This window comes from Streptomyces sp. NPDC018026 (genome assembly GCF_044327745.1).
Taxonomy (GTDB): Bacteria; Actinomycetota; Actinomycetes; order Streptomycetales; family Streptomycetaceae; genus Streptomyces; species Streptomyces rubrogriseus.
In genome coordinates this window covers 1-15,336 of sequence record NZ_JBIRFY010000013.1, presented here as the reverse complement: position 1 = coordinate 15,336, position 15,336 = coordinate 1, and the positions used below count along the sequence as shown (strand labels likewise).

The window sequence follows — 15,336 nt, the reverse complement described above, 5'->3', positions numbered from 1 at the left end:
GCGGAGTGGAATAGGTCTAGAGTCGAGCCCGTTGGACTGGTTGAACATTCAACATCAAGGCCTTCCCCGGAGGACACCATGACCACGACCCCCGACCTCTCCACACTGACCGGCGACTACACCGTCGACCCCGCCCACACGACGATCGGCTTCACCGCGCGCCACGCGATGGTCACCAACGTCAAGGGCAAGTTCCTCGACTTCACCGGCACGCTGCACCTCGACGGCACCGACCCGTCCCGCTCCACGGCGTCCCTGGACATCACGATGGACAGCATCGACACGGGCTCCCCCGACCGTGACGGCCACCTGAAGAGCTCGGACTTCTTCAACACGGGCGAGCACCCGACGATGACGTTCCGCTCCACCAGGGCGGAGTCCCTGGGCGGCGACGACTACCGCATCACCGGTGACCTGTCGATCCTCGGCACGACCAAGCCGCTCACCATCGACCTGGAGTTCAACGGCGCCGCCAAGGACCCGTTCGGCAACGAGCGCGTCGGCTTCGAGGGCAAGGCGGAGATCAAGCGCTCGGAGTGGGGGCTCACCTGGAACGCGGCCCTGGAGACGGGCGGCGTGCTGGTCTCCGACAAGATCAAGCTGAACTTCGACATCTCGGCGATCAGGCAGGCCTGACGTCCCGCGCCCCTTCGGGGGCGCCGAATTCCACGTCGGCGGCGGCCCGGACCCGGATACGGCGGCCGGGCCAGCCGATCGTGCGGTAAATGGCGTTGTACTGCGCGATCGAGCGGTCCGCCGGAACGAGGTCGTCGCTGTCCGCCCCGGTCCGCACCGAGGTGGTGTGCCCGTCGGCGACGACGACCAGGTCGTACCCCCGGCTCAGCGCCTGCCGCGCCGTGGTGTCCACGCAGACCTCCGTGGCGAACCCGGTCACGATCACCTCGGTGACACCGCGCGCCGCGAGGACCGCGTCCAGGCCGGTGTCCAGGAAGCTGTCCGGGGTCGTCTTGTCCACGACCGGCTCCCCGTCCCGCGGGGTCAGCTCGGGCACCACCCGCCAGCCCTCGGTCCCGGGCACCATGCCCGCGTCCTGCTGGCGCACGGTCACCACCGGCACCCCGGCCGCCCGGGCCCGTTCGCTCAGGCCGGCGATCACGGCGACCGTCTCGGCGGCCCGGTGCGCCATGGCGACCGTGGTGTTCTGCATGTCGATGACGAGGAGTGCGGTGGTGGGCGGCATGCGCTCACCGTAGCGCCGCCGCCCACGCCCGCCGCCCGTTTCACCCGTCCAGCAGCTCCCGCACCCGGTCGAGGGCGGCACCGAAGGGGTCGGGGAGGACCCCCACCCCGTGCGAGACCAGCGCCCCCTCGTGCAGCAGCATGAGCGTCCGCGCCAGCCGGTCGGCACCGGCCGCGTCGATCTCCCGGGCCAGGCCGCTGAACAGGTCGAGCATCCACCGCTTCTGCCCGGTGATGACCGGGTACGCCGGATGGTCCGGATCGCTGATCTCCGCATGTGCGTTGATCATGCTGCACCCCTTGGCCCCGTACCGCTCCGACCATGCGCGCGACGCCTCGAAGACGGCCACCACCCGGGCGGCGGGGGCCTCCCCCGCCGCCGCCAGCCGCCCGGCGAGCAGTTCCCGCCAGCGCTCGTCGCGTCCGGCCAGGTACTCGACGACGATCTGCTCCTTCGAACCGAAGCGGTCGTACAGCGTCTTCTTGGTCACCCCGGCCTCGGCGGCGATGGTGTCCACGCCGACGGCGTGGATGCCGTGCGCGTAGAACAGCCGCTCGGCGGCCTCCAGCACCCGTCGCGCGCCGGGCGTCATCCGCACCCGGCGCGGCTTGTCCTCCGGGCCCACGACCTCTGCACCCACGACCTCTGCACCCATGACGACAAGTATACCGGTCTGTATAGTGGGCACCCTGAACGAGTAAACCGATCTGTCTACTCTGCTGGGGTCGACGTGCACGTCATACTCTCGGCCGCCTTCGTCCTGTGCTGGAGCTCCGGCTTCATCGGCGCCAAGCTCGGTGCGGAGACCGCGGCCACACCCACCCTCCTGATGTGGCGTTTCCTGCCGCTCGCCGTGGCCCTGGCCGTCGCGGCGGCCGTCTCCCGGGCCGCCTGGCGGGGCCTGACACCGCGGGACGCCGGCCGGCAGATCGCCATCGGCGCGCTGTCGCAGAGCGGCTACCTGCTCAGCGTCTACTACGCCATCGAGCTGGGCGTCTCCAGCGGCACCACCGCCCTGATCGACGGCGTCCAGCCACTCGTCGCCGGTGCGCTCGCCGGTCCCCTGCTGCGCCAGTACGTCTCGCGCGGGCAGTGGCTCGGACTGTGGCTGGGGCTGTCGGGTGTGGTCACGGTGACGGTCGCCGACGCCGGGGCGGCGGGCGCGGAGGTGGCCTGGTGGGCGTATCTCGTCCCGTTCCTCGGCATGCTGTCGCTGGTGGCGGCCACGTTCCTTCAGGGCCGCACACGGGTGCCGGTCGCGCCCCGCGTCGCCCTGACGATCCACTGTGCGACCAGCGCCGTCCTCTTCTCCGGACTGGCCCTGGGCCTCGGGGCGGCGGCACCGCCGTCCGGTTCCTCGTTCTGGCTGGCGACCGCCTGGCTGGTGGTCCTGCCGACCTTCGGCGGCTACGGCCTGTACTGGCTGATCCTGCGCCGGTCCGGCATCACGGAGGTCAACACCCTCATGTTCCTCATGGCCCCGGTCACGGCCGTGTGGGGTGCCCTCATGTTCGGTGAGCCCTTCGGCGTCCAGACCGCCCTCGGCCTGGCGGTCGGCCTCGTGGCCGTGGTCGTCGTCCGGCGCAGGGACGGCGCGCGCCGGGGGCGGACAGTGCGGTCCGGCGCGGAACGTCCGGCGGCCGGGGAGCGAACGACGGACAGGCCGACGAACAGACCGACGGCGGACAGGCCGACGGCGTACAGGCCCTGAGCCCCGCCGCGCGCCTCAGAAGCCGCCGCCGAAGTCCCCTCCGCCGCCGAAGCCGCCGCCACCGCCGAAGTCACCGCCGCCGAAGCCGCCCCCGAAGTCACCGGGATCGAAGTCGCCGCCCGAGACGTCGCCGCCCTCGTAGCCGCCGAAGTCTCCGTACCCGGTGCCGTAACCGGCTCCGTAGGCGGGGCCCGCCATCATGCTGCCGAGCATGGTGCCGACCAGCAGGCCGGGCAGGATGCCGCCGCCGAAGTAGCCGCCCGCCCAGGGGCCGTAGGCCGGGCCCGCGTCCCAGTAGGGGCGGCGGCCCTGGTCGGTGTCCACCTCGCGGATCATCGGGTCCCGCCCGTCGGACAGCCGGGCCTGGTCGGCGGCGCAGACCGGGACCTGGCGGGTGGTGCCGCCGGGCGGGGTCCAGGTGGCGTCGGCGACCGACGGGCCGTGGCGCGGGTCGAAGAAGCAGGGCGGACGGCGTTCGGGCAGCGGCCTGCCCTCGCGGCGGGCGGCGAGCTGCGCCAGCGAGAAGCGGCCGTCCTCCACCGCCTGGGTGACGGCCCGCACGTCCTCGGGTTTGCGGGCGTCGGCCATGTACGTCTTGGCCTGTTCGTAGGCGTCCAGGGCGCGTTCGTAGTCGGCCCGCATCGCGTCGTCGGCGCCCGGTTCCGCCGGGTGGAAGTCCAGGCGGTCCAGCTCCTCGCCGAAGGCCGTGATGTCCTCGTCGACCACCACCCGCAGCCGCTCCAGCGCCGCACGCTGCTCCGCCTCGCGGCGGTGGCGGCCGCGCCGGGAGACCGCGTAGACGCCCGCGCCGCCGATGACCACCACCGCGCCCGCGGTGATCAGGGCGCCGGTGGGCGCGGAGCCGCCGCCGGAGTCCCAGGACGAGGGGGCGGAGCCGCGCACGCTGCGCAGCGCGTCGTCGACGAAGTCGTTCAACTGGGCCTTGGGATCGCCCGCGCCCTGGACGGCGGTGACCAGGTTGTGCACGCCCTGGCGGCTCAGCACGCTGCTGTCGGCGCGGGCGTCGAAGCGGTCGCCGAGGCGGACGCCGTACAGACCGGTGATGCCGGTCTCGGTGCGGAGGTTCTGGAAGAGGTTCTCGGTCGGGTAGCCGGCCGGGAGGACCGCCACGAAGACCGGCTCGCCCGCGTCCTCGATCTTGTCGGCCAGCGCGTCCGCGTCCGACTTGGACAGCAGGTCGGAGGCGGCCGGGTCCACGTACACCGGACTCTCGCGCAGCGCCGCGCCGATCTCGGAGACGCCGGTCTCCGCCTGCGCGCCCGGCGCACCGGCCAGCAGCACCGCCAGCGCGGCGACGACCGGCGCGACCAGGAGGCGTATGAGGACTTGCACACGAACGCCCTTCATACGTTCGAACGTACCCGAATGGACCTCAATCAGACATAAAGCGCGGATCCATTGGCCGCTCCGCTCACTCGGCGGGCGCGACCCCGGCCCGCAGCAGCCCGTACGTGTACGCGTCCTCCAGGGCCTGCCAGGAGGCGGCGATGACGTTCTCCGCGACGCCCACCGTGGCCCACTCCCCCGTGCCGTCGGACGTGGAGATGAGGACCCTGGTGGTGGACTGGGTGCCGTGCACGCCCTCCAGGATGCGGACCTTGTAGTCGACCAGGTCGAGCTTGGCCAGCTCCGGGTAGATCTTCTCCAGGGCGACGCGCAGCGACCGGTCCAGGGCGTTCACCGGGCCGTTGCCCTCGGCGGTGGCGACGATGCGCTCGCCCTTGGCCCAGAGCTTGACCGTGGCCTCGTTGGCGTGGCTGCCGTCGGGGCGGTCCTCGGTGATCGCGCGCCAGGACTCGACGTCGAAGTACTTCAGCGGCCTGCCCTCGGCCTCGGCGCGCAGCAGCAGCTCGAAGCTCGCGTCGGCGGCCTCGTAGGTGTAGCCCGCCAGTTCGCGCTCCTTGACCCGCTCCACGACCCGGCCGACCAGTTCGCGGTCGCCGCCGAGGTCGATGCCGAGCTCCTTGCCCTTCAGCTCGATGGAGGCGCGTCCTGCCATGTCGGAGACCAGCATCCGCATGGTGTTGCCGACCAGCTCGGGGTCGATGTGCTGGTAGAGGTCCGGGTCGACCTTGATCGCGGAGGCGTGCAGGCCGGCCTTGTGCGCGAAGGCGGAGACGCCCACGTACGGCTGGTGGGTGGAGGGGGTGAGGTTGACGACCTCGGCGATGGCGTGGGAGATCCGGGTCATCTCGCGCAGCCGGCCCTCGGGCAGCACCTGCTTGCCGTACTTCAGCTCCAGGGCGGCCACGACCGGGAACAGGTTGGCGTTGCCGACCCGCTCGCCGTAGCCGTTGGCCGTGCACTGGACGTGGGTGGCGCCCGCGTCGACGGCGGCGAGGGTGTTGGCGACGGCGCAGCCGGTGTCGTCCTGGGCGTGGATGCCGAGCCGGGCGCCGGTGTCGGCCAGCACCGTGGCGACCACGGCCTGGATCTGCGCCGGGAGCATGCCGCCGTTGGTGTCGCACAGGACGACGACGTCGGCTCCTGCCTCGGAGGCGGTGCGCACGACCGACTTCGCGTACTCGGGGTTGGCGCGGTACCCGTCGAAGAAGTGCTCGCAGTCGACGAAGACCCGGCGGCCCTGCGCCTTCAGGTGGGAGACCGTGTCGGCCACCATCGCCAGGTTCTCGTCCAGCGTGGTGCGCAGAGCCAGTTCGACGTGCCGGTCGTGCGACTTGGCGACCAGGGTGATCACCTGGGCGCCGGAGTCGAGCAGCGCCTTGACCTGGTGGTCCTCGGCAGCGCTCGCGCCCGCGCGGCGGGTGGAGCCGAAGGCGACCAGCTGGGCGTGCTGGAAGTCGATCTCCTGCTGGGCGCGGGCGAAGAATTCGGTGTCCCGCGGGTTGGCGCCGGGCCAGCCGCCCTCGATGAAGCCCACACCGAAGTCGTCCAGGTGCCGTGCGATGGCCAGCTTGTCCGCGACCGTGAGGTTGATGCCCTCGCGCTGCGCGCCGTCGCGCAGGGTGGTGTCGAAGACGTGGAACGAATCGTCGAGTTCGCTGGTTGCGGTCATGATCTGAAGGCTCCTGTTGGGGATCTCGGTCTACCGGAATGACCGGTTCCACCGTTCCTCTATGATCCCTCGCGCTCTCTTCCCGGCTCGGGGTGGGCCAGGAAAGCGAAAAACCTCTCGCGGGTGCGAGAGGTCTGCGCGCGGGTCGAGGACGACGGTGTCCACCCGTACCTGGTCGTACGTGGTGGTCACTGCGGACCGGCGCGCCTGCTGCCAATAATCATGGCGAACGAGAGCACGGGGGCAGTCTGGCACACTCCGTCCCCCTGTCCACCGCCTGTCTCAGGATGCGAACGGCAGCCGTCCGCGGCCGCGGACGTCGTGCTCGGGTGGCTGTTCGTCTCTTGTCCGACCGAGTCGGGTGGTGGGCGGGCACAGACCGGGGGCCCGGGGCGGAGCCCCCGGCACGGCGTCCCGCCCCCACCCGGGGCGGATCACGCCAGCGTGTGCATCCACCCGTGCGTGTCCTTTGCGGTCCCCCGCTGGATGTCCAGCAGCGCGTCCCGCAGCCGCTGCGTCACCTCGCCCGTCTCGCCCCCGCTCTGCTGCCACTCGGCGCCGGTCCGCTTGACCGTGCCGACCGGCGTGATCACGGCGGCGGTCCCGCACGCGAAGACCTCGGTGAGCGTGCCGTTCTCCGAGTCGCGCTGCCACTGGTCGACCGAGACACGGCCCTCCTCGGCCTCGTAGCCGAGGTCGCGGGCGACGGTGAGGAGGGAGTCACGGGTGACGCCCTCCAGGATGGAGCCGGTGAGCGAGGGCGTGACAATCTTGTCGCCGTACACGAAGTACAGGTTCATGCCGCCCAGTTCCTCGACCCACTTGCGCTCGATGGCGTCGAGGTAGCAGACCTGGTCGCAGCCCTTGGCGGCGGCCTCGGCCTGGGCGAGCAGGGAGGCCGCGTAGTTGCCGCCGGTCTTGGCGTCGCCCATGCCGCCGGGGACGGCGCGGACCCGGTCCTCGGAGACCCAGATGGAGACGGGCTTGACGCCGCCCGGGAAGTAGGCGCCGGCCGGGGAGGCGATGACGATGAAGAGGTACTCGTTGGCCGGCCTGACGCCCAGGCCGACCTCGGTCGCGATCATGAAGGGGCGCAGGTACAGGGACTCCTCGCCGCCGTGCGCCGGGACCCACTTCTCGTCCTGCCCGACCAGCGCGTCGCAGGCCTCGATGAAGGTGTCCACCGGAAGCTCGGGCATGCCGAGGCGGCGCGAGGACGCCTGGAAGCGGGCGCCGTTCTTCTCCGGGCGGAAGGTGGCGACGGAGCCGTCGGGCCGCCGGTAGGCCTTCAGTCCCTCGAAGATCTCCTGCGCGTAGTGCAGGACCATGGTGGCCGGGTCGAGGGAGAGCGGGGCGTACGGCACGAGCTGGCCGTCGTGCCAGCCGCGGCCCTCGGTCCACTTGATCGTCACCATGTGGTCGGTGAAGTGGCGGCCGAACCCGGGGTTGGCCAGGATCGCCGCCCGCTCGGAGTCCGAGAGCGGGTTGGCGGAGGGCTTGAGCTCGATCGTGGGCGTCGTCATGGGTGGCTGTCCTTCACCGGTTCGTATTGTGACGGGCCGCGGTCACGCCCGTACGGCCGGTGGCCGGTGCTAGGACGTCCGAGCATTCCCTCAAGTCGCGGCTTCGCGTTCGATTATCGCGCGCGGCCCGCGACGGGTGAAACGGGGTGAATGCGGCCCAGGATTCGATGGTCGCACCTGGCGGACGCAGGAGAAAGCCGCCGGGTGCCTTGTTTTTCGGACCCGGCGGCTTCGAAAGGTTGGATTTCGAGTGCGCCGGGGTCAGCCGGCTACTCGTGCGGCGAGCGCGTCGCCGATCTCGGAGGTGCTGCGGGCGGGCAGGCCACCGCGTTCACCGAGGTCGGTGGAGACGGCTTCCTCGATCCGGGCGGCCTCGTCCTCGTACCCGAGGTGGCGCAGCAGCAGGGCGACGGACAGGACCGTGGCGGTGGGGTCGGCCTTGCCCTGGCCGGCGATGTCGGGCGCGGAGCCGTGCACCGGCTCGAACATCGAGGGGAAGTCGCCGGACGGGTTGATGTTCCCGCTGGCGGCGACGCCGATGCCGCCGGAGACGGCCGCGGCGAGGTCGGTGATGATGTCGCCGAAGAGGTTGTCGGTGACGATCACGTCGAACCGGGCCGGGTCGGTGACCAGGAAGATGGTCGCGGCGTCGACGTGGATGTAGTCGGTGGTGACCTCGGGGTACTCCGCCGCGACCTTGTTGAAGATGTTGGTCCACAGGTGGCCCGCGAAGGTCAGCACGTTGTTCTTGTGGACCAGCGTGAGCTTCTTGCGGGGGCGGGCCTGGGCGCGGGCGAAGGCGTCGCGGACGACGCGCTCGACGCCGTAGGCGGTGTTGACGGAGACCTCGGTGGCGACCTCGTGCTCGGTGCCCTTGCGGATGGTGCCGCCGTTGCCCGTGTACGGGCCCTCGGTGCCCTCGCGGACGACGACGAAGTCGATCTCGGGCTGGCCGGCGAGCGGGGTGGCGACGCCGGGCAGGAGCTTGCTCGGCCGCAGGTTGACGTGGTGGTCGAAGGCGAAGCGGAGCTTGAGCAGGAAGCCGCGCTCCAGCACGCCGGACGGCACCGAGGGGTCGCCGATCGCGCCGAGCAGGATGGCGTCGTGCGCCTTGAGGGCGTCGAGGTCGGCGTCGGTGAGGGTCTCACCGGTGGCGTGGTAGCGCCGGGCGCCGAAGTCGAATTCCTTGGTCTCCAGCTTCACATCCTGCGGAAGTACGGCGGAGAGGACCTTGAGACCCTCGGCCACGACCTCCTGGCCGATGCCGTCACCGGGAATCACTGCGAGATTGAGGCTGCGAGACATGACGGCACCCTATCGCTCGTCCCACGGGATGACATGAGGCGTCCGCCATGCGGACGCCACTGTCGTCCGCGCGGCTCAGTGGCCGGTGGCGCCGCCGTTGTCCCGGCGGTCGAGGGAGCGCTGGAGGGCGGCCGCGGCGTTCTTGCGGTCGGAGTCGCTGGTACGGGAGAGGTGGCGGACTCGGCGGCGGACGGTCGTCTCGGCCATGGGAATCGACTCCTTCGGCACAAGGGGAGCGCGGAAAGCGAGGGTGGGGAGAGACGCCGGAAGGGGCGGGGAGCGCGGTGCCGCAGGGGTTGCCTGCACGGGCACGGGCTCACGACCGCCATTCGCTCGATCGAGCGGGACGTTCGGCTCCTACAAAGCTAAGGGAGTGCGGAGCGTCTGTCTCCACAATTACTCGGACTTCCTACTATCTGAGACGGCGCCTCGACTCACACCGCTGCGACCTGCGGAAAAGCCCGGCGGGGCCAGGTCGGTCGACCTGGCCCCGCCGGGCTTTCGCGCCTGGGCGTCAGCCCATGTGCGGGTAGGTGTAGTCGGTCGGCGCGACCAGCGTCTCCTTGATGGCGCGGGTCAGCGTCCAGCGCATCAGGTTCTGCGGGGCACCGGCCTTGTCGTTGGTGCCGGAGGCACGGCCGCCGCCGAAGGGCTGCTGGCCGACCACGGCGCCGGTCGACTTGTCGTTGATGTAGAAGTTGCCGGCCGCGTAGCGCAGCTTCTCCATCGTGTACGCGGCCGCCGCACGGTCGTTGGAGACGACCGAGCCGGTGAGCGCGTAGTCCGACACCGACTCCATCTGGGTCAGCATCGCGTCGTACGCGTCCTCGGCGCTGTCGTCGTACACGTGCACGGCGAGGAAGGGGCCGAAGTACTCGGTGCGGAAGACCTCGTTCTCCGGGTCGGTGCACTCGACGACGGTCGGGCGGACGAAGTAGCCGACCGAGTCGTCGTAGGAGCCGCCCGCGACGATCGTGCAGGTCTCGTCCTGCTTGGCACGGTCGATGGCGGCCTTGTTCTTGGCGAAGGACCGCTCGTCGATGACCGCGCCGATGAAGTTCGACAGGTCGGTGACGTCACCCATGGTGAGGTAGTCGACCTCGGCGGCGAACTCCTCCTTGAACCCGTCGTTCCAGATGGACGCCGGGATATAGGCGCGCGAGGTGGCGCTGCACTTCTGGCCCTGGTACTCGAAGGCACCGCGGGTCAGCGCGGTCTTGAGCACGGCGCGGTCGGCGCTGGGGTGGGCGACCAGGAAGTCCTTGCCGCCGGTCTCGCCTACCAGGCGCGGGTAGGTGCGGTACTTCTCGATGTTGTTGCCGACCGTCTTCCACAGGTGCTGGAAGGTCTTGGTCGAGCCGGTGAAGTGGATGCCCGCGAGGTCCCGGTGCTCCAGGGCGACCTTGGACACCTCGATGCCGTCGCCGGTGACCAGGTTGATGACGCCCTTGGGCAGCCCGGCCTCCTCCAGCAGCTGCATCAGCAGCACGGCGGCATGGGTCTGGGTCGGGGACGGCTTCCAGACCACCACGTTGCCCATCAGGGCGGGGGCGGTGGGCAGGTTGGCCGCGATCGCGCTGAAGTTGAACGGCGTGATCGCGTAGACGAAGCCCTCCAGCGGGCGGTGGTCCATGCGGTTCCACACGCCCTGCGAGTTGGCCGGGGGCTGCTCGGCCAGGATGTTGCGGGCGTAGTGGACGTTGAAGCGCCAGAAGTCGATCAGCTCGCAGGGGCTGTCGATCTCGGCCTGCTGGGCGGTCTTGGACTGGCCGAGCATGGTGGAGGCGGCGATGGTCTCGCGCCACGGACCCGACAGCAGCTCGGCGGCGCGCAGGATGATCGCCGCGCGGTCGTCGAAGGACATCGCGCGCCACGCGGGGGCGGCGGCCAGGGCGGCGTCGATCGCGTCCTGGGCGTCCGCCTGCGTGGCGTTGGCGTACGTGCCCAGGCGGGACTTGTGGTTGTGCGGCTGCACGACGTCGAAGCGCTCGCCGCCGCCCATCCGCTTCTCGCCACCGATGGTGCAGGGCAGGTCGACGGGGTTGTCGGCCAGCTCCTTGAGCTTGGCCTCCAGACGGGCACGCTCGGGCGAACCGGGCGCGTAGCCGTGCACCGGCTCGTTGACGGGGGTGGGGACCTGGGTCACAGCGTCCATGGGTTCCGTAACTCCTTTAACTGAGCGGTCTTGCGAGAGGGTGGGCTCAGCCCTTGCTGACCATCGAGCGGGCGAAGAACCGGAGGTTGGCCGGCTTCTCCGCCAGACGGCGCATGAAGTAGCCGTACCAGTCGGTGCCGTAGGCGGTGTAGACGCGCATGCGGTGGCCCTCGGCGGCCAGCCGCAGGTGCTCGTCGCCGCGGATGCCGTACAGCATCTGGAACTCGTACTCGTCGAGCTTGCGTCCGGCCGTGCGGGCCAGCTCCTGTCCGATGGAGATCAGGCGCGGGTCGTGCGACCCGATCATCGGGTAGCCCTCGCCCTCCATCAGCGTGCGCAGGATCCGCACGTACGCCTTGTCGATCTCGTGGCGCTGCTGGTAGGCGACCTCTGCGGGCTCCTTGTAGGCGCCCTTCACCAACCGTACGCGAGAGCCGCTGTCGGCGAGGCGGCGCGCGTCGGCCTCGGTGCGGAAGAGGTAGGCCTGGATGACGCAGCCGGTCTGCGGGAAGTCCTTCCGCAGCTCCTCGTGGATGGCGAACATCGAGTCGAGGGTGGTGTGGTCCTCGGCGTCGAGGGTGACGGTGGTGCCGATCTCGGCGGCGGCCTCGACCACCGGGCGGACGTTGCCCAGGGCCAGCTCGTGCCCGCCGTCCAGCGCCTGGCCGAACATGGACAGCTTCACCGACATCTCGGCGCGGGTGCCCAGCTCCAGCGGCTTCAGCCGGTCGATCAGCTCCAGGTAGGCGTCGCGGGCGGCCTCGGCCTGCGCGGGGGTGGTGATGTCCTCGCCGACGACGTCCATCGTCAGTTCCAGGCCCTGATCGGTGAGCTCCCGGACGATCGGCACGATCTGGTCGACCGTCTCGCCGGGGATGAACCGGTCGACGACCGGCTTGGTCACGGGCGCGGCCGAGACGAGACGACGCATCCGGTCGCTGCGCGACGCGGCGAGAATCACGGGACCCAGCACGGGGCACCTCCACTTACCAACCAACACAGGGGCCGCTGCCCGACGAAGGGGGAACGGCACGGAGAACCACCGTGAAATCTAAGGATCCTCCCGATCGTCGGCCATCGACAGCTGTCACGCATCCGTGCCGCGGATCTCAGACAGATGTATGAAGGGCGCGCGCATATGCGGCAGAATGCCCGGGTGATGTCGGATTCCAGAGGTTCCACAGGCTCGGGCAGTACGCGCGGTGACTACCAGGAGCTGGTCGACGAGCTCTCCGAGCTGCTGGGCGCGCCCGCGACCCTGGAGAACCGCGACTTCGAGCTGATCGCCTTCGGCGCGTACGACAGCGAGGGCGACCTCGATCCGTCCGCCCTCGACCCGGTGCGCACCCGCTCGATCCTCACCCGGCGCTCCACCGCCGCGGTCCGGGCGTGGTTCGAGAGCTTCGGCATCACCCGCGCGACCGGACCGGTCCGCATCCCGCCGACCCCCGAGGCGGGGGTGTACCGGGGACGCACCTGTCTGCCGGTACGCCATCGGGGTGTGGTCCTCGGCTATGTGTGGCTGCTGGACACCGACCCGGGGCCGACCGAGCGGCAGCTGGCGGCGGCCATGGAGGTCACGGCGCGGATCGGCGCACTGCTCGCCGACGAGGCACAGCACGGCGCCGACCTGAGCCGGGAGCTGCGGGCGGTGCTGACGGCGGAGCGGGACTGGCAGCGGGACATGGCGGTGGCGGAGCTGCGCAGCGCGCTGGGCGCCCGCGCCGAGACCCCGCACGCGGTGGTGTGCGTGGCGCCCTGGCCCTCGGCCGATCCCGACGACGCGCCCTCGGTCCGTACGGTCCCGGGGGCGACGGCACTGTGCACGGTGCCGTGGGGGGTCTCGGCCGTGTCGCTGGCGCTGCTGGTCCGGCTGCGCTCGGCGGAGGTGCAGACACCGGCCACGTCGGCGGCGGGGCGGCTGCTGGAGCGGGCGGGGGCGGCCACGGCCCGGGGCGGGCCGGCGGGTGGCGCCGCGGCCGGGGTCTCCGCACCGCGGACGGGTCTCGCCGATCTGGGGGCGGCCTGGTCGGAGGCGTCGGCGGCGGCCCGGGCGGCGCGGGCGGAGGAGCGGTTCGGGCCGGTCGCGCAGTGGACGTCGATCGGCGCGTTCCGCCTGCTGACCTCGCTGCCCCCGCGCTCCGCCGACGATCCCGCCGTACGGGCGCTGCTCTCCCCCGCCCACCGCGAACTCGCCCGCACCGCGGAGGTGTATCTGGACTGCGCGGGCCAGGCCGGCCGCACCGCCGCCGAGCTGGGCGTCCACCGCCAGACGCTGTACTACCGGCTGTCCCGCGTCGAACAGCTCACGGGCCTGGACCTGGACGACGGCGAGGACCGGCTGCTGCTGCACATGGCACTCAAGGCGCGTCGCCTGTAGCGGCCCCGATCACCCGGCGCAGGCCCTCGGTCGGCGCGTCGGCTTCGGGGGGCCGGAGGTCGGCGGTCCGGAGGTCGGCGGTCCGGAGGTCCCGGGGGCGGCAGCCCCCGGGTACGGCCGCCTCAGACGAGGTTGACGGACCGGGCGGACGTGGCGCCGATCTCCGCCGAGACCTCCGCCAGAACCCCGGAGGGCACCGTGTCGTCGACGGTGAGGACGGCCAGCGCCTCGCCGCCGACCGTCGCGCGGGCGACCTGCATGCCGGCGATGTTGAGACCCGCCTCGCCGATGATCCGGCCGACGGTGCCGACGACGCCGGGACGGTCCTCGTAGCGCAGGACGACCATGTGGTCGGCGAGGGCGAGGTCCACGTCGTACTCGCCGATGGCGACGATCTTCTGGAGGTGCTTCGGGCCGGCCAGCGTGCCGGAGACCGACACCTCCTCGCCGTCCGCGAGGGTGCCGCGCACGGTCACCACGTTGCGGTGCTCCGGGGACTCCGAGCTGGTGGTCAGCCGGACCTCGACGCCGCGCTCCTGGGCGAACAGCGGGGCGTTGACGTACGACACCGTCTCGTCGACGACGTCCTCGAAGACGCCCTTGAGGGCGGACAGCTCCAGCACCTTCACGTCGTGCTGGGTGATCTCGCCGTAGACCTCGACGTCGAGGCGGACGGCGACCTCACCGGTGAGCGCGGTGAAGATGCGGCCGAGGCGCTCGGCCAGCGGCAGACCGGGCTTGACGTCCTCGGCGATGACGCCGCCCTGGACGTTGACCGCGTCGGGGACCAGCTCGCCGGCGAGGGCCAGGCGCACCGACTTGGCGACGGCGATGCCGGCCTTCTCCTGGGCCTCGTCGGTGGAGGCGCCGAGGTGCGGGGTGCAGACCACCTGGTCGAACTCGAACAGCGGCGAGTCGGTGCACGGCTCCTTGGCGTACACGTCGAGGCCGGCGCCGGCGACGCGGCCCTCCTTGAGCGCCGAGTACAGCGCCTCCTCGTCGACGATGCCGCCGCGGGCGGCGTTGACGATGCGGACGCTCGGCTTGACCTTGCGCAGCGCCTCGTCGCCGATCAGGCCGAGGGTCTCGGGGGTCTTGGGCAGGTGGACGGTGATGAAGTCGGAGACCTCGAGCAGCTCGTCCAGGGACAGCACCTTGACGCCCATCTGCGCGGCCCGCGCGGGCTGCACGTAGGGGTCGTAGGCGACGACCTTCATGCCGAAGGCGGACATGCGCTGCGCGACCAGCGCGCCGATGCGGCCGAGGCCGACGACGCCGAGGGTCTTCTCGGCCAGCTCGACGCCGGTGTACTTGCTGCGCTTCCACTCGCCGTTCTTCAGCGCGGCGTTGGCCTGCGGGATGTTGCGGGCGGTGGCGACGATCAGGCCGCAGGCCAGCTCGGCGGCGGTGACGATGTTGGAGGTCGGGGCGTTGACCACCATCACACCGGCCTTGGTGGCGGCGGAGACGTCGACGTTGTCCAGGCCGACCCCGGCGCGGGCGACGACCTTGAGCTTCTTGGCGGCGGCCACGGCCTCGGCGTCGACCTTGGTGGCGGAGCGGACCAGGATCGCGTCCACGTCGGCGATGGCGGGGAGCAGTTCGGCCCGGTCCGCGCCGTTGCACTGGCGGATCTCGAAGTCGGGGCCGAGCGCGTCCACGGTCGCGGGCGACAGCTCTTCAGCGATGAGTACGACGGGTTTCGAGCTCACGTGAGTCCTCACAAGTCCAATGCGGACGGCCGTCCCGACGGCCGCATGCGGAGGGTTGCTAGCCGCGTGGAAGACGCACGACGCTGTGGGCCTGACGCGTATGTGTTCAGCAGTCTAGTGGCGTGGCGGGCAGTGTCCTGCGCCGCTGCGGAAGCATCACCCGGAAGTGGATCCCGCGGGGGTGCCGGGCGCGCCGGGCACCCCCGCGGGGCAAAGACCTACGCCTCTTCGTCGACCCAGCTCATGAGCTTGCGCAGCTCCTTGCCGGTGGTCTCCAGGAGGTGCTCGGAGTCCTGCTTCTTGTACTCGTTG

At 71.2% G+C, this 15,336-nt stretch carries 13 protein-coding genes; 3 read left to right on the top strand and 10 right to left on the bottom strand.

The annotated features are described in order from the left end of the window. The first annotated feature begins 78 nt into the window (after positions 1-78). Positions 79-636 (top strand): YceI family protein, encoded by a 558-nt coding sequence (locus tag ACH4D3_RS31390; protein WP_398329101.1) that lies wholly within the window; start codon positions 79-81, stop codon positions 634-636. Here the strand turns inward: ACH4D3_RS31390 and ACH4D3_RS31385 are convergent. Both ACH4D3_RS31385 and ACH4D3_RS31380 read right to left on the bottom strand, forming a co-directional pair. Beyond that, on the bottom strand, positions 623-1,201 hold the full coding sequence (locus ACH4D3_RS31385) for a cysteine hydrolase family protein (RefSeq protein ID WP_398329098.1): 579 nt from the start codon (positions 1,199-1,201) through the stop codon (positions 623-625). The genes ACH4D3_RS31390 and ACH4D3_RS31385 overlap by 14 nt on opposite strands. Positions 1,202-1,241: 40 nt before the next feature. Further along, a complete protein-coding gene (locus ACH4D3_RS31380) occupies positions 1,242-1,856 on the bottom strand; it encodes a TetR/AcrR family transcriptional regulator (protein WP_398329095.1) in 615 nt (204 codons plus the stop codon). Between the two features lie 75 nt (positions 1,857-1,931). Between ACH4D3_RS31380 and ACH4D3_RS31375 the strand changes: the two genes are divergently transcribed. Beyond that, positions 1,932-2,912: a DMT family transporter gene (locus ACH4D3_RS31375; RefSeq protein ID WP_398329092.1), complete on the top strand. Its 981-nt coding sequence runs from the start codon at positions 1,932-1,934 to the stop codon at positions 2,910-2,912. Positions 2,913-2,927: 15 nt separating this feature from the next. Here ACH4D3_RS31375 and ACH4D3_RS31370 read toward each other — a convergent pair whose 3' ends face one another. The 7 genes from ACH4D3_RS31370 to ACH4D3_RS31340 form a co-directional block, all read right to left on the bottom strand. Beyond that, the gene (locus ACH4D3_RS31370) at positions 2,928-4,280 is read right to left on the bottom strand and encodes a hypothetical protein (RefSeq protein WP_398329089.1); all 1,353 of its coding nucleotides are present in this window, start codon (positions 4,278-4,280) and stop codon (positions 2,928-2,930) included. Between the two features lie 64 nt (positions 4,281-4,344). Next, positions 4,345-5,949, bottom strand: coding sequence for a citramalate synthase (gene cimA, locus ACH4D3_RS31365; protein ID WP_398329087.1), 1,605 nt, complete (start codon positions 5,947-5,949; stop codon positions 4,345-4,347). Positions 5,950-6,383: 434 nt separating this feature from the next. Further along, entirely contained in the window at positions 6,384-7,472 is a 1,089-nt protein-coding gene (locus ACH4D3_RS31360; protein ID WP_398329084.1) for a branched-chain amino acid aminotransferase, read from the bottom strand. A 261-nt stretch (positions 7,473-7,733) separates the two neighbouring features. Continuing rightward, positions 7,734-8,777: a 3-isopropylmalate dehydrogenase gene (locus ACH4D3_RS31355; protein ID WP_398329081.1), complete on the bottom strand. Its 1,044-nt coding sequence runs from the start codon at positions 8,775-8,777 to the stop codon at positions 7,734-7,736. 75 nt (positions 8,778-8,852) lie between these two features. After that, the gene (locus ACH4D3_RS31350; RefSeq protein WP_011030289.1) at positions 8,853-8,984 is read right to left on the bottom strand and encodes a hypothetical protein; all 132 of its coding nucleotides are present in this window, start codon (positions 8,982-8,984) and stop codon (positions 8,853-8,855) included. A 307-nt stretch (positions 8,985-9,291) separates the two neighbouring features. Further along, positions 9,292-10,932 (bottom strand): L-glutamate gamma-semialdehyde dehydrogenase, encoded by a 1,641-nt coding sequence (pruA, locus tag ACH4D3_RS31345; protein ID WP_398329078.1) that lies wholly within the window; start codon positions 10,930-10,932, stop codon positions 9,292-9,294. 46 nt (positions 10,933-10,978) lie between these two features. Beyond that, a complete protein-coding gene (locus ACH4D3_RS31340) occupies positions 10,979-11,905 on the bottom strand; it encodes a proline dehydrogenase family protein (RefSeq protein WP_087789452.1) in 927 nt (308 codons plus the stop codon). 165 nt (positions 11,906-12,070) lie between these two features. On the opposite strand from ACH4D3_RS31340, the gene ACH4D3_RS31335 reads away from it, so the two are divergent. Then, on the top strand, positions 12,071-13,312 hold the full coding sequence (locus tag ACH4D3_RS31335; RefSeq protein WP_398329075.1) for a PucR family transcriptional regulator: 1,242 nt from the start codon (positions 12,071-12,073) through the stop codon (positions 13,310-13,312). A gap of 122 nt (positions 13,313-13,434) precedes the next feature. Here ACH4D3_RS31335 and serA read toward each other — a convergent pair whose 3' ends face one another. After that, positions 13,435-15,024 (bottom strand): phosphoglycerate dehydrogenase, encoded by a 1,590-nt coding sequence (gene serA / locus ACH4D3_RS31330; RefSeq protein WP_398329072.1) that lies wholly within the window; start codon positions 15,022-15,024, stop codon positions 13,435-13,437. Positions 15,025-15,336: the final 312 nt, after the last annotated feature.

Excerpts from the sequence above, each read along its gene's own strand:
- ACH4D3_RS31385 (WP_398329098.1), bottom strand. The coding sequence starts at position 1,201 with ATGCCGCCCACCACCGCACTCCTCGTCATCGACATGCAGAACACCACG.
- ACH4D3_RS31390 (WP_398329101.1), top strand. The coding sequence starts at position 79 with ATGACCACGACCCCCGACCTCTCCACACTGACCGGCGACTACACCGTC.
- cimA (WP_398329087.1), bottom strand. The coding sequence starts at position 5,949 with ATGACCGCAACCAGCGAACTCGACGATTCGTTCCACGTCTTCGACACC.
- pruA (WP_398329078.1), bottom strand. The coding sequence starts at position 10,932 with ATGGACGCTGTGACCCAGGTCCCCACCCCCGTCAACGAGCCGGTGCAC.
- ACH4D3_RS31350 (WP_011030289.1), bottom strand. The coding sequence starts at position 8,984 with ATGGCCGAGACGACCGTCCGCCGCCGAGTCCGCCACCTCTCCCGTACC.
- ACH4D3_RS31370 (WP_398329089.1), bottom strand. The coding sequence starts at position 4,280 with ATGAAGGGCGTTCGTGTGCAAGTCCTCATACGCCTCCTGGTCGCGCCG.
- ACH4D3_RS31355 (WP_398329081.1), bottom strand. The coding sequence starts at position 8,777 with ATGTCTCGCAGCCTCAATCTCGCAGTGATTCCCGGTGACGGCATCGGC.
- ACH4D3_RS31335 (WP_398329075.1), top strand. The coding sequence starts at position 12,071 with ATGCGGCAGAATGCCCGGGTGATGTCGGATTCCAGAGGTTCCACAGGC.
- ACH4D3_RS31380 (WP_398329095.1), bottom strand. The coding sequence starts at position 1,856 with ATGGGTGCAGAGGTCGTGGGTGCAGAGGTCGTGGGCCCGGAGGACAAG.
- ACH4D3_RS31360 (WP_398329084.1), bottom strand. The coding sequence starts at position 7,472 with ATGACGACGCCCACGATCGAGCTCAAGCCCTCCGCCAACCCGCTCTCG.